This is a genomic window from Methylobacterium sp. WSM2598 (genome assembly GCF_000379105.1).
Lineage (GTDB): Bacteria > Pseudomonadota > Alphaproteobacteria > Rhizobiales > Beijerinckiaceae > Methylobacterium.
The window spans coordinates 5,646,487-5,668,662 of record NZ_KB900609.1 but is presented as its reverse complement, the minus strand read 5'-3'; the positions used below and the strand labels follow the sequence as shown (position 1 = coordinate 5,668,662).

Below are 22,176 nucleotides of genomic sequence, written 5' to 3'. Positions count from 1 at the left end.
GCGCAGCATCGAGGGCTGGATGCCAAGTTCCGCCGCGATCTGCATCTGCGGGCGCCCGCTGCTCTCCAGGAGGGCCACCGCCTCGCGCTTGAATTCGGGGGTGAACGCCCGTCGCGTCTTCGTCGCCATTGAACGCCTTCCTCGCTCCCCACGAGCGGATCAGAGGCGTCCACCAACTCGAGGGAGGATCACGCTGGTGATGGCGCGGCTCTCGACGGTCAAGACGCTGTCGGGCTTCGCCTTCCAGCCCTCGCTCGACCGCACCCGCATCCTGGCCCTGGCCGAACTGGGCTTCGTGGACCGCTGCGAGGTGCTGCACTTCCTCGGCCCGCCCGGCACCGGCAAGAGCCACCTGGCCGTGGCCCTGGGGGTCGAGGCGGTGAAGGCGGGCCGCAGCGTGTACTTCACCACCCTGGCCGATCTCGTGGGAACGTTGGCGCGGGCCGAGCGGGAAGGAACGCTGCGCGAGAAGATCCGCTCTTCTGCCGGCCGGCGCTGCTGATCGTGGACGAGATCGGCGACCTGCCGGTGGTGCCGGGCGGGGGCAACCTGTTCTTCCAGCTCGTCAACGCGCGCTACGAGCGGGGCGCGATGGTCCTGACCTCGAACCGCGCCTTTGCGGAGTGGGGTGAGCTGGTCGGCGATCCGGGGGTGGCGACCGCGCTGCTGGACCGGCTGCTTCACCACGCCGTGGTGGTGCAGATCGAGGGCTCAAGCTACCGGTTGCGCCAGCACACCGCGCTCATGCCCGAGCACATCCGCTCGAAGGCAGCCCTGCAGGCTCCGCCGCTCGCCCCGCCCCCGCGTCGGCGCGGACGCCCACCCAAGAATGGAGGTGCTCACCTCGGCATCGCCTGACCGCCGAGCCCGCCGATCTGAGGAAAATTGCCCGCCCGAAATTGCGGAAGGTTCGAAGCCCGTTGACAGGGATCGGCGGGGCGAGGTGGCTTGCCGGGCGGGCGGGTCTCGTCGCGCAAGTGGCCGAGGCCGCCGATCGCGTCGCTCACGCGAACCCTTCGGGCCGGTCAGGGTTGTACGCCGGGCAGGAGCCGGGGCAGCCGGCCGCAGGGTCACCGGCCGAGTTCGACGACGCGCCTGGCGCGGAACCTTGAGTAGCACAACCCCTGTCTTCGGTCCATAACAGCCTCTTGGAATCGACCACAACGAGCTGTTATCATCGCCGTCTAGACGGCACCTTTCTCGATGGTGGATGCGCAAATGGTGGATGAGCAAATGGTGGAGAATGCCCTCGTTATTCCTAAATTGCTTTTGATACATATTCCAAAGACTGCTGGGACAAACATTTTCGTATCTTTGTCGGAACAAGTTCCTGCAGAAATGATCTGCCCGGCCCGTTTCAATGATCTTCATGTTGTACCGAAAAGTCTGCTCAACAAGTGGACGTATTTCGTCCTTCATTGCGGCTTTTCTCACATCAGAGCCATTGATGGTCATCTGATCACTGCCACGTTTATCAGAGATCCAGTCGAGCGCTTCATTTCGATGCTGCGTTTCGTGCGACGACAGAAAGACAATCCATCAGGATTGATGACCATACTTAATTCTATTAACGATTACGATTTTATCATGTCCAGTGAAACGGAGAACTTCGCGACTCATCTGGCAAACGATGCTACCTTCAGGCTGTCCCAGACTGAATTCGCTGCAAGCGAGTACGATCCAGGCGTTAATATCGCAGATCTCGCGGAATCCAAACTTGGTTTGGCAACCGAGAATCTCGAGAAGTTAGATTATATAGGCCTTTCGGAGTGTTTCGATTTCTCCTTTATGAACCTTTGCGGTATCCTCGGCATTTCCGCAAGTCAAAAGGGCCGCAAGATCAATACCTCTGCCGAGCAGCGTCCGAGTATTTATTCCGACGAGGCTGTCCTCACGAGGATAAAGTACCTCACTCGGTTCGATAATGAAATTTATCAACGTGGATCGAAGATTTTTTACGACAAAAACGGCGGCATGAAATTCGAGTTAAGTGCTATTTCGGGAGTCCTGCAAGAGCGCGCAGGAATGAAGTACGTGGTTCACGCCAAGAATGGGCACGTTCTAATCGGGCCCTACATTGATCTGCCAGCCGGTAGATACAAACTCGAATTCCAGATCCTGGAGGCGGAACTCAATTCGAACACAGGATATCTTCGGTTTGATGCCACCGCGGGCATGGGATCACATCTTTTGGCAGTACACGAAGAAGCGGTGACAGATAGTAGAATATCGAACAAAACGATCATATTCGATTTCCAGCTGCTTGAATTTTCGAGCAACATCGAGTTTCGCGTTGCGACGTAGGGAGTGACGGCAGCCGTTTCACGTCATATTCTTGTTAAGAGGATTTCTTGAACGATACTATACGCCAGACTTACTATTTTTTGCGTGAGTGTTGCCATGATAATGCTGTATCAATCGCAATTTGCGATCGTCAAAGGGTTTGGACTAGCGTCCATGCCCTATATACAGTGACTTCATGGGGCACATCTACGCCTGTTTATCAGGCGACATACTATGGAGGATTACGTCAACCGCGTTCGGCGAGCGTCGGTTGCTTCCCAGGCGGCGCTTGAGCGAAGCCGAAATCCGCAGGTCGACGCGATCCGTTGGATTTCGCATAGGTCGGCGCTTGTCAAAGACCCCGTCCGCGGCGGCAGTGGCCAAGTTGCCGTCCACCGGCGGACAGGAACAGGATTTCGCGGATGATTTCGCGGCCCGGCACCGTCGCCGGCGCCACGACCGTACGAACCGCACTTCCTGCAAGCAGTGCGGCACCCTCGCTCGTCCCCAACGCGAGGGGTCCATCGCCAAGCCGTGGCCGTGCAGCCAGCGCAGAGCAGTGGCGACCGTGCCCGAGACACCGCGCTCGCCGCCGCCTCGCGCGGTCGCCACCCACGCGCAGGACCGAGCGCCGGGCCGGCGCGGGGCGGTTCCATGTGCATCGACGCGCGGCCATGCCGCTCGGGCGGTTGCCGCGGCTGCGGATGCGGCGGTCATGGCCCCGGCCGGTCATCGGGCGTCGATCGGCCGATCCCCTCTGGACGGGCCCGGTCCCTGCGGCCGGCCTCCGCTCCCGCCGGGTCCCCCGGGGCCCGGCCTTTTCGTCGGCTCAGACGTAGAGGCGTTCCTTCTCCAGCCCCTTGTAGAGCCCGGCCACCTGCTCGGCGTAGCCGTTGAACAGGAGGGTCGGCACCCGCTGGTCCGTGCCGAGCACCCGCTCGCTCGCCTGACTCCAGCGCGGATGCGCCACGGCCGGGTTCACGTTGGCCCAGAACCCGTACTCGGACGCCTGCAGCGCCTCCCAGAAGGTCTTCGGGCGCTCGGCCGTGAACGTGATGCGGTTGATCGATTTCACCGACTTGAACCCGTACTTCCACGGCACGGCCAGCCGCAGGGGCGCGCCGAACTGGTTGAGCAGCGGCCTGCCGTAGACGCCCGTCGCCAGGAAGGCGAGGTCGTGGTTGGCCTCCGCCAGCGTCAAGCCCTCGGTGTAGGGCCAGGGATAGAAGAACTGCCGCTGGCCCGGCGCCATCGCCTTGTCGAGGAAGGTCTGCATCTGGATGTACTTCGCCTCGCCGGTGGGCCTGGCGAGGGCGACCAGGGCGGCGAGCGGGAAGCCCGTCCAGGGCACCGCCATCGACCACGCCTCGACGCAGCGGTGCCGGTAGAGCCGCTCCTCGAGCGGCATCTTGCGCACCAGATCCTCGAAGCCGATCTCGAACGGCTTCTCGACCAACCCGTCGATCCGGATCGTCCAGGGATCGACCTTGAGGGCGTTCGAGGCCGGGGTCACCGTCTTGGCGGTGCTGTACTCGTAGAAGTTGTTGTAGTCGGCGCTATAGCGCTCCTCGGTGAGCGGCCGGTCGAGCGTGTAGGCCGCGTTGCGCTTGGCCGGGTAGAGGTCGGCGGTCCTGCGCGCCCCGGTCCCCTCCCCCGGCACCGCGGCGCGGGCGGGCCCCGCCAGGGCGGCGGCCGCGAGGCCGAGGCCGCCCAGCAGCGCCCGGCGGTCGAAGAACAGGGCTTCGGGGGTCGCCAGATGCTCCGGGATCTCCCAGCCGTGCCGCGCCTTGATGTGCATGCTCGTCTCCCTGCGGCGGCCGCGCCGCCCTCCTGCCGGGCCGCCGATCCACGGTGGCCGATCCCCGGCAGATCGGCACGCGGCGGCGCCGACGCCAATCACGGTTCGGCGAGGCCGGATCCGCGGTTACTCCGCGGCGGGCGGCGAACCCGCCCGGGCGGGCGGCGAACCCGCCCGGGCGGGCGGCGAACCCGCCCGGGCGGGCGGCGAACCCGCCCGGGCGGGCGGCGAACCCGCCCGGGCGGGCGGCGAACCCGCCCGGGCGGGCGGCGAACCCGCCCGGGCGGGCGGCGAACCCGCCCCGGCGGGCGGCGAACCCGCCCCGGCGGGCGCCAGGCCCGCCCCGGCCGGCGGCAGCATCGTCCGGGCGAGGGGCAGCGGGCGACCCTGCAGGGTCGCGGCACGCACGCGCAGCGCCTGCGCGGTCCCGGCCGCGAGGGCCGCCGCGACGCCGGCGACCTCCTCCACCGGCACCAGCACGAAGACGTCCCCGCCCTGCCCCGAGAAGCGCAGGGCGAGCGTGTCGCCGCTGTCGATCACGTCGGCGGCGGAGAGCCGCGCGGACGGCAGCACGGTCGGCTTCGTGACGCCCATGGGAAAGTTGGTCCGTTGTCCGTAGAGCCGCCAGCATAAGGCAGTGACCTTGCGGCAAGACAAGGGCACGATCGCGCCGCGCTGCAGCGAAGAAAACCGCGGACACCACGGACCGCCCGTGCGATAGAGCCGCATGCCCGCGAAGAATTCGAAGCACATCGCCTACACGGTGGCGGTGTCGGCCCCGGCCGACGAGGCCGGGAGCGTGGCGCTGCAGGTCTACGTGGCGATGGCGCCGGACGCGCCCCGCGCCCTCGCGGCCGTGCGCGCGGTGGCGGCCCCGGACGCGGCGGTGGAACTCAACGGGACGCTCTCGGACCGCCTGACCGCGCGCCTCAAGTTGCGGCCCGGCGAGGTGCGGCCGATCTGACGGGTGTGGCCCGACCCGCCGCGGCCCTCAATCCGCGCCGTCGCGCAGTTCGCGGCGCAGCACCTTGCCGACATTGCTCTTCGGCAGCGTCTCGTGGAAGACGAATTCCCGCGGGACCTTGTAGGCCGTGAGGTTCTTGCGCGCGAAGGCGCGCAGGGCGTCGGCGGTGAGGTCGGGGTCGCGCCGCACCACGTGGGCGACGACCGTCTCGCCGGTCTCCGGGAGCGGCCGGCCCACCACCGCCACTTCGAGCACGCCCGGATGCGTCGCGAGCACGTCCTCGACCTCGTTCGGGTAGACGTTGAAGCCGGAGACCAGGATCATGTCCTTCATGCGGTCGACGAGGCGCAGCTGCCCGTCGGGCTGCAGCACGGCGACGTCGCCGGTGCGGAAGAACCCGTCCGGGGTCATCACCCGGGCGGTCTCGTCGGGCCGGCGCCAGTAGCCGGGCATGACCTGCGGGCCGCGCACGCAGAGTTCGCCCGCCTCGCCGGTCGCCACCTCCTGCCCGGCGGGATCGCGCACCGACACCTCGGTCGAGGGCACCGGGTAGCCGATCGTCCCCGACCACTCGGTCAGGTCGCGGCGATTGATCGAGACGACGGGCGCGGTCTCGGAGAGGCCGTAGCCCTCGATGATCGGCTTGCCGGTGAGCGCCTTCCAGCGCCGCGCCACCACGGCCTGCACCGCCATGCCGCCCGCATTGGCGTATTCGAGGGCGGACCAGTCGACCTGGCCAATGTCGGGATGGTTGAGGAGCGCGTTGAACAGCGTGTTCACGCCCGACAGGTTGGTGAAGCGGTTCGTGCGCAGCAGCTTCACGAAGCCCGCGATGTCCCGCGGGTTGGGCACCAACAGGCAGCACGCCCCGAGCCGCGTCATGAAGAAGAAGCAGCAGGTCAACCCGTAGATGTGGTAGAGCGGCAGCGCCGTGACCATGACGCGGCCGGGGCCCTCGTCGTCGCGCATGCCGAACCAGAGGCGGCTCTGCTCGATATTGGCGGTCACGTTGCGGTGGGTGAGCATCGCACCCTTGGAGATGCCGGTCGTGCCCCCCGTATATTGCAGGAAGGCGAGGTCGTCGGGCGCGATGTCGACCGGCGTGAAGCCGGCCCGGCGCCCGGCCGCGAGGCTCGCCCGGAAGGCGACGGAGCGCCCGGCGGGCAGGCTGTAGGGCGGCACCGCCTTCTTCAGGTGGCGCGAGGCGAGATCGATCAGCCGCCCGCGCAGGCCGAGCGCGTCGCCGGGCCCCGCCACCACCACCCGCTCCAGGCCGGGGAGCGCGGGCAGCGCCTCGGCGACCACGCCGGCGAAGTTCTCCAGCACGATCAGCACCCGGGCGCCGGCATCGCCGATCTGGTGGGTGAGCTCCCGCGCCGTGTAGAGCGGGTTGACGTTGACCGCGGTCGCCCCCGCGATCAGGGCGCCGAACAGGGCGATCGGGTAGGCCGGGACGTTGGGCAGCATCAGGGCGACGCGGTCGCCCTTGCGGATGCCCTGCGCCTGCAACCAGCCCGCGAAGGCCTCGGCCCCCGCCCTCAGGTCCGCGTAGGTGAGGTCCGCCCCGAAGCAGCGGATGGCCGGCCGGTCGGCGAAGCGCGCGGTCGATCGGGCGAAGAGGTCGGCGAGGGTGCCGAGCTGGTCGGTCGCGATCTCCGCCGGGACGCCCTCGGGATAGGCCCGCAGCCAGGGCCGATCCGGATGGCTGGGCGACGGAACGCGCACAGGGTCACCCATGTCTCTCCTCCCGATGCGCCGAACCGGGCGCCGCTCGATCGTGGTGCGTCCGGCCGGTCCGGATCATCTCGCCCGGGGGCCTCCGGGGTGCCGCGGGGGCCTCCCGCGACCATGCCTAGCCTTTTGTTTTGGCGAAGATTTTTGGTGAAGACCGGCGGCCCGGCCCCGACGCCTGCTTAGCGCCTCCGGGCCCCCGATTCAACCGGGGCGGCGCAGCCCGGCCAGGACTGCGTGGGGCAGGAAGGCGGCGAGCACGAGCCCGGCGGCGAGGAGCGCCTGCGCGCCGTCGAGGGGCCGCTGCGGCCAGGCGGCGAGGCCGGCGGCGCGGCCGAGGCCGAGGAGGCCGAGCGCCCACCAGAGCGCGAGGGCGCGCGCGGCCAGGGCCGGGAGCCAGCCGGGTTTCCGCCGCCGCCCGCCGACGAGTCCGGCGAGCGCCAGCCCCGCCCCGAACGGGAGCAGGGCCGCGAGGGCGCCGAGGGCCCGGGCCGCCGCCAGCGGCACGCCGTTCAGGAAGCTCATGCCCCCGACCATGAACCCGGCCCTCAGGACCGCGCCGCCGAAGGTCGGGTAGAGCGAGAGGCCGAGGAGCAGGGCAGTGCCGAGGACGGCGCCGGCGAGGCGGCGGGCGGCGGAGCGGTCGAGCGCCTCGGCGGTCACCGCGAGGATGCGGGCGACCCCGTAGATAATCGCGACGGCGTAGAGGGGGAATTGGTCGAGGAAGAAGCCGTAGACCCAGGCCCCGTAGCCGGCTGCCTCGGCGCGGGCCTGGCTGAACCCGGTGAGCGCCGCGAGCCCGACCGCCGCCAGGGCGGCCGCCAGGGGGACGAGCGCCGCGACCAGCGTGCGGCCGGAGAAGATCATGCGCCCGCCTCCCCTTCGCGCGAAGCTGCCCCCACGCCCAGGCTTACACCGCGGCGGGTGGGGTTGGAACCGGGCGCGGGGCGCGGCACCGGGACGGAGTCCCGCCCTCGCGCCGCCGGTCCCGGATCGCGCGACGGCGCCCGCCTTCGGCGAGGTCCGGCTTCGACGGGGTCCGACTTCGGCGGGGTCCGGCTTCGGGGAGCCGGCTTCAGGGAGCCGGCTTCGGGGAGCCGGCGGGACGTCCGGAGACGCGGCGCGCTGCCGTCGCACCGCGCCGTGGCCGCGCGGGTCTCACCCCCGCGGCGGCGCGGTCCCCTCCACGGCGCAGCGGATCTCGCCATCCGTGCAGCTCAGCACGATGGAGACGGCCGCGAGCGGTCCGCCGGGCGGAAGCGCTGTTCGCGCACGGTCTCGGGCTGCGGCTCTGCTGCCATGGCGCAGACCTCAGATGACGACGATGTTTGACAGTTCGGTCGCGCTGAGAAGGTGCGGGATGTAGAGCAGGCGCCGGAGATAGCCGTTGAGCTGAGAGCCGCCGGCGTAGTGCCCGATGTCCAGCGTGGTCAGGCTCGTCGGCACGGGCCAGGTTGCTGTCGCGACCGATCCGTAGAGGTAGTCGTTGCCACCGCCAGACTTCGCGGCGATCCAGGCGGAGTCTCGGTACGTGAAGCCCGCACGGATCAGGCCGAACTGCGGCGCGCCGTACATCGCGAGGCCGACGCCGGACGCCGCCACACCAACGGCCGGACCGAAATGACTCCGGCTCATCCCCATGAATGCGCCGCCCTCACCGCGCAGGGCGAACACCTGCTGATCCGAATACGGGCTGCCGTTGGCGATGAACTCGGCGACGAAGGTGCCCTCGACCGGGTTGAACCAGTCGCCCACGGCGAGGGATGCCGTCTCGGCCGCACGGGTCGATAGGCCTGCGCCTGACCGCATCGGGGAGGTCGCCTCTTCCCGGGCCTCCATGGAGATCGACAGAACATCGTAGCCGTTGTCGGGGTCCCGCGCCCACCGCCCGAGGCCGACCGTGATCCCGGTATGGCCGTGGGTGTTGCAGGCCGCGAGGATGCAGCGCCACGCCCCGAACGGCGCCGGGACCATCCCGCAGGAGGCGCCGGTGCCAGAGACGGCCTTGCCGAGCAACAGGTCGTAGACGGCGCTGCCGCCCTGGTTCCCCGATCCGCCGTGGAAGTGGATGGTGGCCTCGATGGACCTGACCCCGCCGGGGATCGCGCGCGCCGTGAACGCGGCCGAGTACGCGGCGTCGCCGGACCCGACGGCGATGTTCCGGGTGATCAATCCGCGCGACGACCCCGTGTCCACCATGCGGGTGCCGATGCTGCGACCGTCGAGGCCGGAGACGGAGCCGACGTATAGCTGGAGGCCCGTCTTGGTCCAGGCGTCGTTCTCGAAATCCTCGGTGCGGTCCCACAGATCGGCGCTCGGCGGCTCGATCAGCAGGCCGAGCGGCAACCCCGAATGCGGGTGGTAGGAGAGGCGCGGCATGCCCGCGGCGGCTTGGCGAAGCAGGCCGCCGACGTCGTAGTCCCAGGCCGTGCCGGCACGGGCGAAGGTGATCGCGTCCTCGAGCGAGGACTTCACGCCGGACACCATCGCCAGCCCGGTGAGTGGATTGAGATCGAGCGACACGCCGGCAGGCGTCAGCGCGCTCAGGCGACCCAGAGCGACCATCCGTTAACTCCGACAGCTGTGAGGGATCAGGCCGCGATCAGGCGCGAGAACTGGACGCACCAATTGTATTGCGGACCGCCACCGACGATGGAGATGTGAGCCGCGCTGTCCCGCAGGCAGCCCCGGGCACCGGTCAGCGGGCCGTCGCTGGTGTCGGGGCGCGCGTCGTCGCGGCGCTGGGCGTAGTTCACGCGCAGCCGGCGCGCGGTCGGCGCCACCGCGAGGTCGATGTCGAGGCGCGGCGGGCCGGCGTACTGCGTCGAGGGCACCCCGACCGAGACGGCGCTGATCGGAACCACGTTGCCAAGGTCGTCGTACACGTCGAACCCGTAGCCGCCGCCGGTCCCGCTCGGCGCCGCCGCCATCCCGGACACCGCGATGACGTTGCCCGAGGCGTCGAGGACGAGGGGCTCGACAGGCACCCGGAACGTGGCGCTGATGCGCGCCGCCACGCCCGCCGGCGGCGTCGCCCGCCACACGTCGAGCGGCGTGAGCGCGACGGCGCGGGCCGAGCCGTACTGGCGCATGAACACCGCGCGACCGAACATCTGGCCCATCTCGTAGGCGCCGCGGCTCGTCTTGTGGACGTGGTCAGCCGGGTTGACCGCGAAGGAGTACATGGGGCCGACGAGGCAGAGCAGCGGATTGCGCGCCGCCGCCCGGATCTGGGCCTCCTGCACCCTCTGTCCGAGGATGCTGTCCCACGTGTTGATGCTGTTGGTCTGGGCGAGATACAGGATCACCGGCTCGATCTGGCCGGTGATCTGCTGGATTCGCGTCTCCAGCCGCTGCTGCAGCTGATCCAGCATGCCGTCGTAGTGGTCGCCCCAGCCGCCGGTATTGTCGTTCTCGCCCTGCACCCACAGCACGCCCGGGACCAGCACGCGGCAGCCCTTGCGCCGCTGCTGCTGGTAGATCTGGCTGATCGCCCGCATGCCGAACGTGAACTGATCCGAGCCCTCGGTCAGCTGAGGGTAGGATCGCGAGCCGAGCGCGCTGATGAAGCTCGCGACGCGGAAGTTCGTGTTCGGGATCGCCGCGTCGAGGTCGCGCACGAGGTGGGTGGCGAAGCCGGAGGCGATGGTCTCGTGGGCGACGAGGTCGATGCCCTCCTGCATGTCCGCGAGGTTGGCCACCCCGCCGTAGGTGTGCAGCCCGCCCTCCGGCATCAGCACCCGGCCCGGATAGGGGTTCGAGGTGGACACCACGGCGCCGGTGGTGGCGCCGAAGGCGTTGGACTGCCCCATGATCGGGTAGAGCGGGAGCGTGTTCGCCGGGTCCGGGATCGCGATCGAGCGTGCATGCGCGCTGTCGTCCACCCACGAGACCCGCGTGGGGCCCCTGGGGGGCAGGTCGAGGGCCGCGACGGTCCCGAGCAGCGCGCGGAGCTGCGCCCGGGAGCGCGCGCCCTCCTCGCGCTGCGCTCGTGCGATCTCGTTCGTCAGGCTGGTCCGCAAGGTCGAGACGATCGTCGGGTCCATGCCCGTCGCGGCCGAGCAGGCGGTCACCGCGTCGAGCATCCGCCGGAGCAGTGCGATGATGTCGCCTTTCGGCGGGTCGTACACGTCGGAGGACGGGTTGTTGGCCGGATTGGCGGCGCGGAACACGTCTTCAGGCAGGACCGGAGGCGGCGCCATGCTGATCTCTCGCGTGGGGATATCGGGGTGTCGACGCGCGGCTCGACGTCCGCGACGAAGTCGACGGTCGGCGTGCTCAGCGGGCGGGCCGACCCGGTGTGAGCGCCGGTGTCATCCGAGGCCAACCGCGACCGGCGGACCGGGCGGTCGACATCGATCACGCTCCCTGACGGGCAAGACGGCGCAAGTCTTCGAGGCGGTGCAGTGACCGGCCGACGTCGCAACGACCTGATCTCCGCCCGCGAGGTTCTGGCCGTTGCTCCGCGCGGTGCTGCGCAGCATCCGCGACACGCTGCCGACGGGCAGAAGATCCGGGTTGATGACGAATTGGGCCATCAGGTCACCGCCACTCCGATACGTCATGCCGCAGAGTGAGCGGGACCATACCCGGAATGGTTGTTTGAGCGCAACCACAAATACCATCTGCCCGCGGGCGCGTCGGCGCCGCCCTCGACGGTCTCGATGGCGACCGGGTCGATCCGGGCGCCCGCGGCCGACGCGTCCACGACGTCGGAGGTCTGCGCGAGGACCGCCTGCGCCGATCCGACATTCGCCGAGGTGGGGCCGTCGTTCGGCGCGCTGGCGGGCTAGCTCGGCATGACCGTGCAGATGCTGCGGGACGCGGACGGGCAGCATCACCCGGACCGCCAACGCGGCGCGGCGGAGAGGTTTTCCGCGCGCATCCGGACGCCTCGATATGTGGGATCTTCGGTGGGCGCCCCACCAGGACCACTGCGCGATCCCGCCAACCTCTCGGTGATGGTGGTGGGCCCGGCAGGATTCGAACCTGCAACCAGACCGTTATGAGCGGCCGGCTCTAACCGTTGAGCTACGGGCCCCGCGCGGCGCAGCCGGCGAAGCGATAGCCGACCGGACACGGCGCGTCACCCCCGATCGTGCGGTTCGGGCCGGCACCCGGGCGGGCCGGCGATCCGCGCCGCGCTCCGGGCGGTCACGCCGATCATCCCTCGGCGCGGCCACGATCTGACGCCGCGCCCCGGCCGACCTCCAGCAAGGTTGCGGCCGCCCGGCCGCCCCGCCGCGGCCCCAGCCCCAGATCCGGCCGGCACGATACTTGGGTGGATCATGCCCGAATCCCTGGCTCGACTGGCGCGTCAGGAATTTTTAACCGCGCCGGGCGTAGGCGGATCCCACCGCGACCGACCGGGCAGATTTCTTAAACCGGCGGTGCGATCACAGCCCGACCAGGGTACGGGGTGAATCATGTCTGCCAAGACGCGATCGACAAGGGCGCGATCGACATGGGGCGAGGGCGAGCTCTACGAGGGCCTCTGCCTGCTGGTCATTGCCGGCTTCTGGGGCCTGATCGGCGCCAAGTCCGGCGTGTTCCAGGCCTTCGGCCGATTCATGCTGGAGAGCGGCCTCACCGACCTGTTCACCTTCATGCTGCTGATGGGGCTGACCATGGTCGGCGTCACCGTCCGCAAGTCGCTGAAGCTGCGCCGGGTGATGCGCGAGCGCGATGCCGCCGCCGCCCACGCGGAAGCCGTCGCCCGCCACGACGCGCTCACCGGCCTCGCCAACCGCCGCCTGCTGCTGGAGGCGATCGACCGCCTGATGCGGTCGAGCGCCACCGCGGTCTCCGGCGCCGTCCTGCTGATCGACATCGACCGCTTCAAGCCCGTCAACGACCTCTACGGCCACGCGGCCGGCGACGCGGTGCTCTGCGCCGTCGCCGACCGCCTGCGCTCCCTCGCCCCGAGCCAGGGCCTCGCCGCCCGCCTCGGCGGCGACGAATTCGCCCTCCTGGTCATCGGCGAGACCGGCAGCGAGGCGCTCGCCAGGCTCGCCGAGCAGGTCATCGCCGCCATCGCCCGCCCGGTCGAGTGGGCGCAGGCCGAACTCAAGGTCGGCGCGACGGTCGGCATCACCCTGATCTCCCGCGAGGACGTCGACGCCCACGGCATCATGCACGCCGCCGACCTCGCCATGTACCAGGGCAAGAAGGAGGGCCGCGGCACCTACCGCTTCTTCCAGAGCGCCATGGACCTCGAACTGAAGGAGCGGGCGCTCCTCGAGAGCGAACTGCGCACCGCGATCGAGACCGGCGAGATCGAGCCCTTCTACCAGCCCGTGGTCGCGCTGCCGAACCAGGAACTCGTCGGCGTCGAGGTGCTGGCCCGCTGGCGCCACCCGACCCGCGGCCTCCTCACCCCCAACCAGTTCATCGCGGCGGCGGAGGAGACCGGCATGATCGCCGAACTCAGCTACCGCCTGCTGCGGCAATCCTGCCTCGACGCGCGCAGCTGGCCGAGCCACCTGCGCCTCGCCGTCAACATCGCGCCGCAGCAATTCCAGGACCGCTGGCTCGCCGAGCGCATCCTGGCGATCCTCACCGAGACCGGCTTCCCGCCCAACCGCCTGGAGGTCGAGATCACCGAATCCGCCCTCGTCCAGGATCTCGAGGCCACCCGGGCCACCCTGACCTCGCTGCAGAATCTCGGGGTGCGCATCGCCCTCGACGATTTCGGCACCGGCTATTCGAGCCTCTATCACCTGCGCGAGCTGCGCTTCGACAAGCTGAAGATCGACCGCAGCTACGTCGACTCGATCACCATGAGCGACGAGCGCGCCAAGCTCGTCGACGCGATCATCAAGCTCGGCACCAGCCTCGGCCTGACCACCACCGCCGAGGGGATCGAGACGGCCGCGAGCGTCGAGTGGCTGTCGGGCCAGGGCTGCGATTTCGGGCAGGGCTACCTGTTCGGCGCCCCGATGCCGAAGGACGCCATCGACCGCCTCCTCGGCGCGCCGGCCGACGAGCAGAAGGCCTTCCTGGAAGGGCGCAGCGCCGCCTGACCGCGCCCGGGCGATTCAGGGCTCGGCGCTCGCCGCCGCCGAGGCGACCAAAGCCGGGGCCGGCTCCGCCAGGATCCAGCGGCTCGTGAGGGTGCCGATCAGCAGCGCCCCGGCCAGGAAGGCGACCGGGTAGGCCAGGGCAAGGAGCGGGCTCTGTTTCGGGGGAGTGATCATGCTGCCTCCTCTCGCGCCGCGGGCCCGCCGCGGGCCTCAACGATCCAACGCGGCGTCCGCCCCCGGGTGCCGCGCAACCCCGAGAAGCAGGTTGCGTGCCCGGCCGCTGCGCGGCGGGCAGGCGCCCGGGGCCGCGCGGGTTGTGCGGCGCCGCGAGTCCGCCTAACCTGACGTTGGGTCATCCGGAACGCAAGCTTATGGTCACGCGCGTCGTCACCGTCGCCTTCGAGGGGATCGAGGCGCGGGCCGTGGACGTGCAGGTGCAGATCGCGGCGGGCGCCGTCGCCTTCACGGTGGTGGGACTGCCCGACAAGGCGGTGGCGGAATCCCGCGAGCGGGTGCGCGCGGCCCTGATCGCCTCGGGGCTGGCGCTGCCGGCCAAGCGCATCACGGTCAACCTCGCCCCGGCCGACCTGCCCAAGGAAGGGTCCCACTACGACCTGCCCATCGCCCTCGGGGTGATGGGCGCGATCGGCGCCCTCCCGGCGGACGCGCTCGCCGGCTACTGCGTGCTCGGGGAGCTTGCCCTCGACGGCGGCATCACGGCGGTGGCGGGCGTGCTGCCGGCCGCCATGGCCGCCAATGGCCGCGGCCTCGGGCTGATCTGCCCGGCCGCGAGCGGGCCCGAGGCCGCCTGGGCGGGCGGCGACATGCACGTGCTGGCGCCCTGCTCCCTGATCCAGCTCGCCAACCACTTCAAGGGAAGCCAGGTGATGGCCCGGCCGCGCCCGGCCGTGGCGCAGCCCGGCCGGCCCCTCGGCGACCTGCGCGAGATCAAGGGGCAGGAGGGCGGAAAGCGCGTGCTGGAGATCGCCGCGGCGGGCGCCCACAATCTTCTGTTGAGCGGCCCGCCCGGGGCCGGCAAGTCGATGCTCGCCGCCCGCCTGCCCTCGATCCTGCCGCCGCTGGGGCCGCGCGAACTCCTCGAAGTCTCGATGATCCAGTCGGTCGCGGGCGAGCTGAAGGACGGCGCGCTCTCCAACCGCCGCCCGTTCCGGGCGCCCCACCACTCCGCCTCCATGGCGGCCCTGGTCGGCGGCGGCGCCGGGGCACGGCCCGGCGAGGCCTCCCTCGCCCATGGCGGCGTGCTCTTCCTCGACGAGCTGCCGGAATTCTCGCCCCAGGTGCTCGATTCCCTGCGCCAGCCCCTGGAGACCGGCAGCGTGATGATCGCGCGGGCGAATCACCGGGTGACCTATCCGGCCCGGTTCCAGCTCGTCGCGGCGATGAATCCCTGCCGCTGCGGCCACGCGACGGAGCCGGGCTTCGCCTGCCGCCGCGGCCCCAACGAGCGCTGCGTGGCGCAGTACCAGGCCCGGCTCTCCGGCCCGCTGCTCGACCGCATCGACCTGCGGATCGAGGTGCCGGCCGTCACCGCCGCCGACCTCATCCTGCCGCCGCCGCAGGAGGGCTCGGCGGAGGCCGCCGCCCGCGTCGCCGCCGCGCGCGGGCGCCAGGAGCACCGCTACGCCGAGGCCGGCCTGCCCCCCGGCACCACCAACGCCTCCTGCCCGCCGGGCGTGATCGAGGAGGCGGCGCGGCCGGATCCGGACGGCCAGAAGCTGATCCGCGATGCCGCCGACGCCATGCGCCTCTCGGCCCGCGGCTTCCACCGCGTGCTGCGGGTGGCGCGCACGCTGGCCGACCTCGACGGGGAGGCCCGGGTGCGGCGCGCGCACCTCGCCGAGGCGCTCTCCTACCGGGGCCGCTCCCATCCGCGCCCCGAGGCGGCGTAGCGCCGCCCGGCGACGCCGCGGATTCGCCGCGGGCCGTTTGCCCGCCGCTAAGCCTGTCCGGCAAGCCATCCTTGAGGAGCCGGCCCCATGCTGCGGCGGGCAGGCGGGGGGATGGCATGGGTGATGGCGCGGGGCCGGCCGGCACGGCGACGACGGCGCAGATCGGCGCGCTTGCGCGGGGCGAGGCCGGGCTCGTCCGCGCCGGTTCCGACGCGCTCGGGGCGACGGGGCTCGTCCTCGCCCTCCTGGTCCTGGCGACCGCCTGGTACGCGCGGCGGCTCGCGCGCTGGCGGCGGGAGCGCGAGGTCGAGCACCTGCACGACCGGATCTGGCACCTCGCCGAGAGCGAGGAGCGCTACCGCAACCTCGTCGAGGCGCAGATCGAGCTGATCGTCCAGCGCGACGCGGAGGGGCGCATCACCTTCGCCAACGAGGGCTTCGCGCGCCTCCTCGGCACCAGCCCGGAGGCGCTCCTCGGCACGACCCGGGAGGCGACCATCGCCGAGAGCCTGGCGGCGGAGACCCGGCCGGACGGCAGCCGCACCGCCGACCTCGCGATCGCCCCGGCCGCGGGCGGCCCGCCGCGCTGGTTCGCCGTCGTGGAGTCGGCCGTGGTCGGGCGCGACGGCCGGCCCGAGGTCCTGCGCGCCGGGCGCGAGATCACCGAGCGCGTCGAGGCGGTGCGCTCCCTCGACGAGGCGCGCAGCCGCGCCGAGGCGGCGAGCGTGGCGAAGTCGCGCTTCCTCGCCACCGTCAGCCACGAGTTCCGCACCCCGCTCAACGGCATCCTGGGCATGGCCGACCTCGTCCTGGAGACGCCGCTCAGCCCCGAGCAGGAGACCTACATCCGCGCCATCAAGACCTCCGGCGAGGCGCTGCTGACCCTAATCGACGGGATCCTCGACTTCTCGAAGATCGAGGCCGGGCGCCTCGACCTCGCCTGCGAGCCCTTCGACCCGGCGGCCCTGGTCGAGAGCGTGGTCGAGCTCCTGGCGCCGCGCGCCCAGGACAAGGGCCTGGAGATCGCCGCCGACCTCGCGGACGACCTGCCGCCGCGGGTCCTGGGCGACGGCGACCGGGTCCGCCAGATCCTCCTCAACCTCGCCGGCAACGCGGTGAAGTTCACGGAGACCGGCGGCGTCGGGATCACGGCGGAGCGGGTGGGCGAGGACCTCGTCCTCGCCGTCCACGACACCGGCCCCGGCATTCCGGAGGAGCGGCTGCCGCTCCTGTTCGAGGAATTCGAACAGGGCGACGGCAGCGCGAGCCGCCGCCACGAGGGCACCGGGCTCGGCCTCGCCATCACCCGCCGCCTCGTCGACCGGATGGGCGGGCGCATCGAGACGACCTCGCGCCCGGGCGCCGGCAGCTGCTTCCGGGTCGTGCTGCCCCTGCGCGCCCTCGACGGCGAGCGCCCGCGCCCGCCCGCCCTCACCGGCCGGCGCATCCTCGTGGCGGCGGCCTCGGCGGTCGAGGGGCCGTTCCTGCGCGCGCGCCTCACCCGGAGCGGCGCCGAGGTGGTGAGCGCCGACGGCGAGGCGGCGGCCCGCGAGGCCCTGCGGGCCGGCCCCTTCGACGCGGTCCTGGCCGACCGGGCCCTCGGCGACGAGGCGGTGCGGCGCATCGCCGGGGCGGCCAAGCGGGCCGGGGTGCCGCGCAGCATCGTCCTGCTGTCGCCCTTCGACCGGCGGGATTTCGGCTCGCCCGCCGCCGCGGGCTTCGACCGCTACCTGATCAAGCCGGTGCGGGCCCGCTCGCTCTACGCCCGCCTGTGCGAGGCGACGCGGCCGCAGGGGGGCGAGCTGCGCGAGGGCGCGCCGGCCGAGCGGCGCGGCCCGCCGCCGGGGCGGGCGCGGGTGCTGCTGGCCGAGGACAACCCGATCAACGCGCTCCTCGCCCGCAAGGCCCTGGAGCGGCTCGACGCCGCCGTGACCTGGGTGCCGGACGGGGCGGAGGCCCTGCGCCACCTGGAGGCCGCCGCCGCGGGCGCGGCGGAGGGTTTCGACCTCGCCCTGCTCGACATCCGCATGCCGGGCCTCGACGGGCTGGAGGCGGCGCGGCGCCTGCGCGCCTTCGAGCGCGCCCGCGGAGCCGCCCCGGCGCGCCTCGTCGCGCTCACGGCGAATGCCGGCGCCGAGGACGAGGCCGCCGCCCGCGCCGCGGGATTCGACGGGTTCCTGTCGAAGCCCCTCGACCTCGCCGCCCTGCCCCCGCTCCTCGCGGGCGCGGCCCGGGCGGCCTGAGGGGCCGGGCGCCGCCCGGTTGACAGGCCGCGCGCCGGCACGCGAGGAGTGCGCCCATGGCCGAGCCCGTCCCGTCCCCCGACCGCAGCCGCGACGCCACCCTGGCCGGCGGCATCGCCGCGCTCGCCGTCGCGGTCGTCCTCGTCGCGAACCTCGCGCCGAGTCCCCGCCCGGCGCCGGCCGCCCCCCGCCAGCAGGCGGCCTCGCCGGCCGAGGACCCGACCTGCCGCGAATGGACCGACGACTGCACCCTGTGCATCCGGGACGGGGACGCGATCGGCTGCACCACCCCCGGCATCGCCTGCACGCGCGGCAGGATGGTCTGCACCCGGCGCTGAACCGCGGCGGACGGGTCGCGGCGCGCCGGGCGCCCGCCTTCACCCCGCCTCCGCGACGAGCCCCGCCAGCCCCTCCCGGTAGGTCGGGAAACGCAGGGCGACGCCGAGCTCCTCCCGGATCAGCCGGTTTCGCACCCGCTTGTTCTCGCCGTAGAAGCTGCGCGCCATCGGGCTCAGGGACGCGGTCTCGAAGTCAATCTCCGGCGGCAGCGGCAGGCCCGCGAGCGCGGCCGCGTGGGCGGTCACGTCCTGCGGCGGGGCCGGCTCGTCGTCCGTCACGTTGTAGACCGCCCCCGCCCGCGGCCGGTCGAGGGAGGCCGCCAGCACCGTGGCGATGTCGTCCACGTGGATGCGGTTGAAGACCTGCCCGTCCTTGACGATGCGCTGCGCGCGGCCCTCGCGCAGCTTCACGAAGGCGTTCCGCCCCGGCCCGTAGATGCCCGACAGGCGGAAGACCTGGACCGCCTTGCCGGTCCGCGCCCCGAGGGCCCGCCACGCCTCCTCCACGGCGACCCGGTCGCGGGTGCGCTCATGGGTCGGCGCGGGCGGCGTCGCCTCGTCGATCCAGGCCCCGCCCTGGTCCCCGTAGACGCCGATCGTCGAGAGGTAGCCGATCCAGCGCGCCGGCCCCGCCGCGAGCGCCTCCGCGTAGGCGCGCAGCACCGGATCCCCGTCCTGGGGCGGGATCGAGACCAGGACCGCGTCGCTGCGGGCGACGTCGTCCAGGATCGCCGGATCCGCCCGCACCGGCGAGAACACCCGCGCGATCACGCCCTCGGGCGCGTCCGGCCGCGGCGCCTGCGCGGTCGCGGCGATGCGGGAGAAGCGCGCCCGTTCGCGCTCGACGAAGTGCCGCGCCGTGTAGCCGAGCCCGAAGACGAGGAGGTTCATGCCGAGTGCCCCAGGGAAACCGGTGTGATGCAGGGCTCCGCCCCGGCCGCGCAAGGGGGCTCGCCCTCCCGACGCCCGGGTATGCTCGCCGCGTGGGCGCGCGCCCACTCGGCCAGCACGTCCGGGTCGTCCTCGCCCGGCGGCGGATGCGGGGGCAGGTGCCCGGGCGCGAGCCGCGCGAGCGCCCACACGGCCATGCCGCGCACCAGCGGCGAGGGATCCGCGAGGAGCCGCGCGGCCTCTCCGGCGAGGCCGGGATCGCCCGAATTGCCGATGGCGACGAGGACGTTGCGCAGGATGCGGGCGCGGCCCGTGCGCTTGATCGGGGTGCCGGCGAACCGCGCCCGGAACGCCGCCTCGTCGAGCCGGGCGAGGTCGCGCAGGGCGGGCGCCGCGAGGTCGCTGCGCGCGGCGAGCCGCGCCTCCCTGGCCGCCCCGGCGAACTTGTTCCAGGGGCAGACCGCGAGGCAATCGTCGCAGCCGAAGACCCGGTTGCCGATCGCCGCGCGGAATTCCGGCGGGATCGGGCCGGCATGCTCGATCGTCAGGTAGGCGATGCAGCGGTTGGCGTCGAGCCGGTAGGGGGCCGGGAAGGCGTCGGTCGGGCAGGCGTCGAGGCAGCGCCGGCAGGCGCCGCAGCGGTCGCGCGCCGGCGCGTCGCGAGGCAGTTCCGCATCGGTGTAGATCGCCCCGAGCAGCAGCCATGTGCCGAAGGCGCGGGACACCGTGAGCGTGTTCTTGCCCTGCCAGCCGAGCCCCGCCGCGGCCGCGAGGGGCTTCTCCATCACGGGCGCGGTATCGACGAAGACCTTGAGGTCGGCGCCGCCCCGCGCGGCCAGCACGGCGCCGAGTTCCTTCAACTTGCCCTTGATCACGTCGTGGTAGTCGCGCCTTTGCGCGTAGACCGCGATGGCGGCCCGGTCGCGGGCGGCGAGCACCGCGCGCGGATCCTCCTGGGGGCCCGCATTGACCCCGAGCATCACGATGCTGCGCACCGCGGGCCAGAGCGCGGCCGGCGAGGCGCGCTGCGCCTCCCGCTCCGCCATCCAGCCCATCCCGGCCTGGTGCCCCGCCGCCAGCCAGGCGCGCAGGCGCCCCGGCAGCTCCGGCACCGCCTCCGGCCCCGTCACCGCCAGCGCGTCGAAGCCGAGGGCGCGGGCGCGCTCCTCCAGGAGGCGCCGCAGCGCCGCGCCGTCCCGCGTCAGAAGTCCAGGTCCGCGTAATGGTCGGCCGGCGCCATCCCGGGCACCCGGTCCGCCAGCAGGCCGCGGAAGGACGGGCGGGATTTCAGCCGCGCGTACCACGTCCGCGCCATCTCGTCCTCGTCCCATGGCACGTCGCCGAGGTAATCCACGCAGGAGAGATGGGCCGCCGCCGCCAGATCGGCATAGGTCAGATGGTCGCCCGCCAGCCAGTTCCGCCGGGCGATCAGGTAGCCGATGTACTTGAGGTGGTAGCGCACGTTGGTGCGCGCCGCCCGGATCGCGTTCATGTCGGGCGGGCCGCCGCCGAGATCCGGGGTCATGAAGCGCTTGTGGATCTTCTCGGTGACGAGGTAGCCGGTCACTTCCTGGTCGAACTTGGCCAGGAACCAGTCCAGGAGGCGGCGCACCTCCACCCGCGCGGCGGGCGCCTCCGGCAGCAGGCGCCGCCCCGACAGGCCGAGCCCCCGCGTCTCGTCCAGATACTCGGCGATCACGCCGGATCCCGGCACCGCGAGCCCGCCCTCCTCCACCAGCACCGGCGTCGTGCCGGCGGGGTTGAGCATCAGGAACTCCTCCCGGCGCTCCCAGGGCCGCTCCTCCGCCAGGACCGGCTCCATGCCCATCTCGGCGAGGACCAGCCGGACGAAGCGGGAATGCGGGCAGAAGGGGGAATGATGCAGCGTCGCCATACGGGCCGTGTCGCGCTTCGTGTCTGGGCTGGCCGGGGCGGGCAGGCCTTGCGCGGCGATTGAGCCCGGAACGGATTAACGGCCGGTCATCGTCCCCGCGGAATGAGCCGCATCCTTAACACGGGCGCGCCGGGCTGGTAACCGACCCGAAACCATGTCGTGCGACGGTTGCAACCATCCCCGACACTGTCCCGCCGCGAGCAGCGGCCTCCCAACGAGCGAGCGAGCGATGATGACGGCTGTGGCATGGCGGGCGGGGCGGCTCCGAGCGGGCCGGGGGATGCGCTGATGGACCTCGCGGGCATCGGCAAGGCCGTCATCCTCGCCCTCGTCGAGGGCGCCACCGAGTTCATCCCGGTCTCCTCGACCGGCCATCAGCTCCTCGTCGGCCACTTCATCGGCTTCCAGTCCCCGAACAACACCTTCGAGGTGCTGATCCAGCTCGGCGCCATCCTGGCCATCGTGAGCGTCTATTTCCGGACCCTGCTCGACCTCGCCCTGCGGGCGCCGCGCGACCCGAAGGCCCGCCGCTTCATCCTGGCGATCCTGCTCGCCTTCCTGCCGGCGGCGATCATCGGCGGCATCTTCTCGAAGACGATCAAGCTCTACCTGTTCAATCCCTGGATCGTCTGCTCGACGCTGGTGGCCGGCGGCCTCGTCCTGCTCGTCATCGACGAGACCGAGCTGGATCAGAAGTACGACGACGTCCACCAGTTCTCCCTCGGAATGGCGCTCAAGATCGGCCTGTTCCAGTGCCTCGCGATGATCCCGGGCGTGTCGCGCTCGGGCGCCACCATCGTGGGCGCGATGCTGATGGGCGCGGGCAAGCGCGCCGCGACCGAGTTCTCGTTCTACCTCGCGATGCCGACCATGGCCGGCGCCTTCGCCAAGGACCTGCTCGACAATTACAAGTACCTCTCGCGCGACGACGTCGGCCTGATCGCGATCGGCTTCGTGGTGGCGTTCCTGTCGGCTCTGTTCGTGGTGCGCAGGCTCCTCGACTACGTCTCCCGCCACGGCTTCGGGCTGTTCGCGTGGTGGCGCATCCTGGTGGGGGCGGCGGGCTTCGCGGGGCTGATCGTGTTCGGCTGAGCCGGGGCCG

The 22,176-nt window shown here is 71.6% G+C and carries 19 protein-coding genes, 1 tRNA gene and 1 pseudogene; 8 read left to right on the top strand and 13 right to left on the bottom strand.

Annotated features, from left to right (window positions below):
• The coding region (locus MET2598_RS42385; protein ID WP_018262938.1) for a transposase at positions 1-129 on the bottom strand (129 nt) is incomplete at its 3' end.
• A 58-nt stretch (positions 130-187) separates the two neighbouring features.
• On the opposite strand from MET2598_RS42385, the pseudogene istB reads away from it, so the two are divergent.
• Together istB and MET2598_RS39880 are read left to right on the top strand one after the other, a co-directional pair.
• Positions 188-858 (top strand): annotated as a pseudogene (gene istB / locus MET2598_RS43085) (IS21-like element ISMtsp8 family helper ATPase IstB); the annotation flags it as partial.
• A 360-nt stretch (positions 859-1,218) separates the two neighbouring features.
• Positions 1,219-2,304 (top strand): sulfotransferase family 2 domain-containing protein, encoded by a 1,086-nt coding sequence (locus tag MET2598_RS39880; protein WP_157182268.1) that lies wholly within the window; start codon positions 1,219-1,221, stop codon positions 2,302-2,304.
• Positions 2,305-3,112: 808 nt separating this feature from the next.
• Here MET2598_RS39880 and msrP read toward each other — a convergent pair.
• The gene (gene msrP, locus MET2598_RS0126620) at positions 3,113-4,081 is read right to left on the bottom strand and encodes a protein-methionine-sulfoxide reductase catalytic subunit MsrP (protein WP_012330189.1); all 969 of its coding nucleotides are present in this window, start codon (positions 4,079-4,081) and stop codon (positions 3,113-3,115) included.
• 126 nt (positions 4,082-4,207) lie between these two features.
• Positions 4,208-4,675 carry a hypothetical protein gene (locus MET2598_RS40515; RefSeq protein WP_018262937.1) on the bottom strand — a complete coding sequence of 156 codons (468 nt, stop codon included), beginning with the start codon at positions 4,673-4,675 and terminating at the stop codon, positions 4,208-4,210.
• Between the two features lie 133 nt (positions 4,676-4,808).
• Between MET2598_RS40515 and MET2598_RS0126610 the strand changes: the two genes are divergently transcribed.
• Positions 4,809-5,045, top strand: coding sequence for a hypothetical protein (locus MET2598_RS0126610; RefSeq protein WP_018262936.1), 237 nt, complete (start codon positions 4,809-4,811; stop codon positions 5,043-5,045).
• 27 nt (positions 5,046-5,072) lie between these two features.
• Here the strand turns inward: MET2598_RS0126610 and MET2598_RS0126605 are convergent, their stop codons facing one another.
• From MET2598_RS0126605 to MET2598_RS0126580, 6 genes are all read right to left on the bottom strand, one after another.
• Positions 5,073-6,782: an AMP-binding protein gene (locus tag MET2598_RS0126605; RefSeq protein ID WP_051086530.1), complete on the bottom strand. Its 1,710-nt coding sequence runs from the start codon at positions 6,780-6,782 to the stop codon at positions 5,073-5,075.
• Between the two features lie 198 nt (positions 6,783-6,980).
• On the bottom strand, positions 6,981-7,643 hold the full coding sequence (locus MET2598_RS0126600) for a hypothetical protein (protein ID WP_012330193.1): 663 nt from the start codon (positions 7,641-7,643) through the stop codon (positions 6,981-6,983).
• A gap of 444 nt (positions 7,644-8,087) precedes the next feature.
• Complete coding sequence (locus tag MET2598_RS0126595; protein ID WP_018262934.1) at positions 8,088-9,341, bottom strand: phage head spike fiber domain-containing protein; 1,254 nt, start codon at positions 9,339-9,341, stop codon at positions 8,088-8,090.
• A 26-nt stretch (positions 9,342-9,367) separates the two neighbouring features.
• Positions 9,368-10,978, bottom strand: coding sequence for a sialate O-acetylesterase (locus MET2598_RS0126590; RefSeq protein WP_018262933.1), 1,611 nt, complete (start codon positions 10,976-10,978; stop codon positions 9,368-9,370).
• A gap of 111 nt (positions 10,979-11,089) precedes the next feature.
• Positions 11,090-11,314: a hypothetical protein gene (locus MET2598_RS41595; protein ID WP_157182267.1), complete on the bottom strand. Its 225-nt coding sequence runs from the start codon at positions 11,312-11,314 to the stop codon at positions 11,090-11,092.
• A 427-nt stretch (positions 11,315-11,741) separates the two neighbouring features.
• Positions 11,742-11,817: transfer RNA gene (locus tag MET2598_RS0126580), tRNA-Ile, on the bottom strand.
• Positions 11,818-12,202: 385 nt separating this feature from the next.
• Between MET2598_RS0126580 and MET2598_RS0126575 the strand changes: the two genes are divergently transcribed.
• Positions 12,203-13,798 carry a putative bifunctional diguanylate cyclase/phosphodiesterase gene (locus MET2598_RS0126575; RefSeq protein ID WP_018262931.1) on the top strand — a complete coding sequence of 532 codons (1,596 nt, stop codon included), beginning with the start codon at positions 12,203-12,205 and terminating at the stop codon, positions 13,796-13,798.
• Positions 13,799-13,813: 15 nt separating this feature from the next.
• Here the strand turns inward: MET2598_RS0126575 and MET2598_RS42370 are convergent, their stop codons facing one another.
• Entirely contained in the window at positions 13,814-13,972 is a 159-nt protein-coding gene (locus MET2598_RS42370) for a hypothetical protein (protein WP_012330200.1), read from the bottom strand.
• 197 nt (positions 13,973-14,169) lie between these two features.
• On the opposite strand from MET2598_RS42370, the gene MET2598_RS0126565 reads away from it, so the two are divergent.
• The 3 genes from MET2598_RS0126565 to MET2598_RS0126555 all read left to right on the top strand — a co-directional run bounded on the left by MET2598_RS0126565 (position 14,170) and on the right by MET2598_RS0126555 (position 18,289).
• On the top strand, positions 14,170-15,708 hold the full coding sequence (locus MET2598_RS0126565) for a YifB family Mg chelatase-like AAA ATPase (RefSeq protein WP_018262930.1): 1,539 nt from the start codon (positions 14,170-14,172) through the stop codon (positions 15,706-15,708).
• Positions 15,709-15,824: 116 nt separating this feature from the next.
• On the top strand, positions 15,825-17,951 hold the full coding sequence (locus MET2598_RS0126560) for an ATP-binding protein (protein ID WP_018262929.1): 2,127 nt from the start codon (positions 15,825-15,827) through the stop codon (positions 17,949-17,951).
• Positions 17,952-18,007: 56 nt separating this feature from the next.
• Positions 18,008-18,289, top strand: coding sequence for a hypothetical protein (locus MET2598_RS0126555; RefSeq protein ID WP_012330203.1), 282 nt, complete (start codon positions 18,008-18,010; stop codon positions 18,287-18,289).
• Between the two features lie 39 nt (positions 18,290-18,328).
• Here MET2598_RS0126555 and MET2598_RS0126550 read toward each other — a convergent pair whose 3' ends face one another.
• The 3 genes from MET2598_RS0126550 to MET2598_RS0126540 all read right to left on the bottom strand — a co-directional run bounded on the left by MET2598_RS0126550 (position 18,329) and on the right by MET2598_RS0126540 (position 21,074).
• The gene (locus tag MET2598_RS0126550) at positions 18,329-19,180 is read right to left on the bottom strand and encodes an SDR family oxidoreductase (RefSeq protein ID WP_012330204.1); all 852 of its coding nucleotides are present in this window, start codon (positions 19,178-19,180) and stop codon (positions 18,329-18,331) included.
• Positions 19,177-20,310 (bottom strand): tRNA epoxyqueuosine(34) reductase QueG, encoded by a 1,134-nt coding sequence (gene queG / locus MET2598_RS37390; RefSeq protein ID WP_018262928.1) that lies wholly within the window; start codon positions 20,308-20,310, stop codon positions 19,177-19,179. The genes MET2598_RS0126550 and queG overlap by 4 nt, the downstream gene beginning before the upstream one ends.
• Before the next feature lie 71 nt (positions 20,311-20,381).
• A complete protein-coding gene (locus MET2598_RS0126540; RefSeq protein WP_012330205.1) occupies positions 20,382-21,074 on the bottom strand; it encodes a glutathione S-transferase family protein in 693 nt (230 codons plus the stop codon).
• A gap of 288 nt (positions 21,075-21,362) precedes the next feature.
• On the opposite strand from MET2598_RS0126540, the gene MET2598_RS0126535 reads away from it, so the two are divergent.
• A complete protein-coding gene (locus MET2598_RS0126535) occupies positions 21,363-22,166 on the top strand; it encodes an undecaprenyl-diphosphate phosphatase (protein ID WP_012330206.1) in 804 nt (267 codons plus the stop codon).
• Positions 22,167-22,176 lie beyond the last annotated feature (10 nt).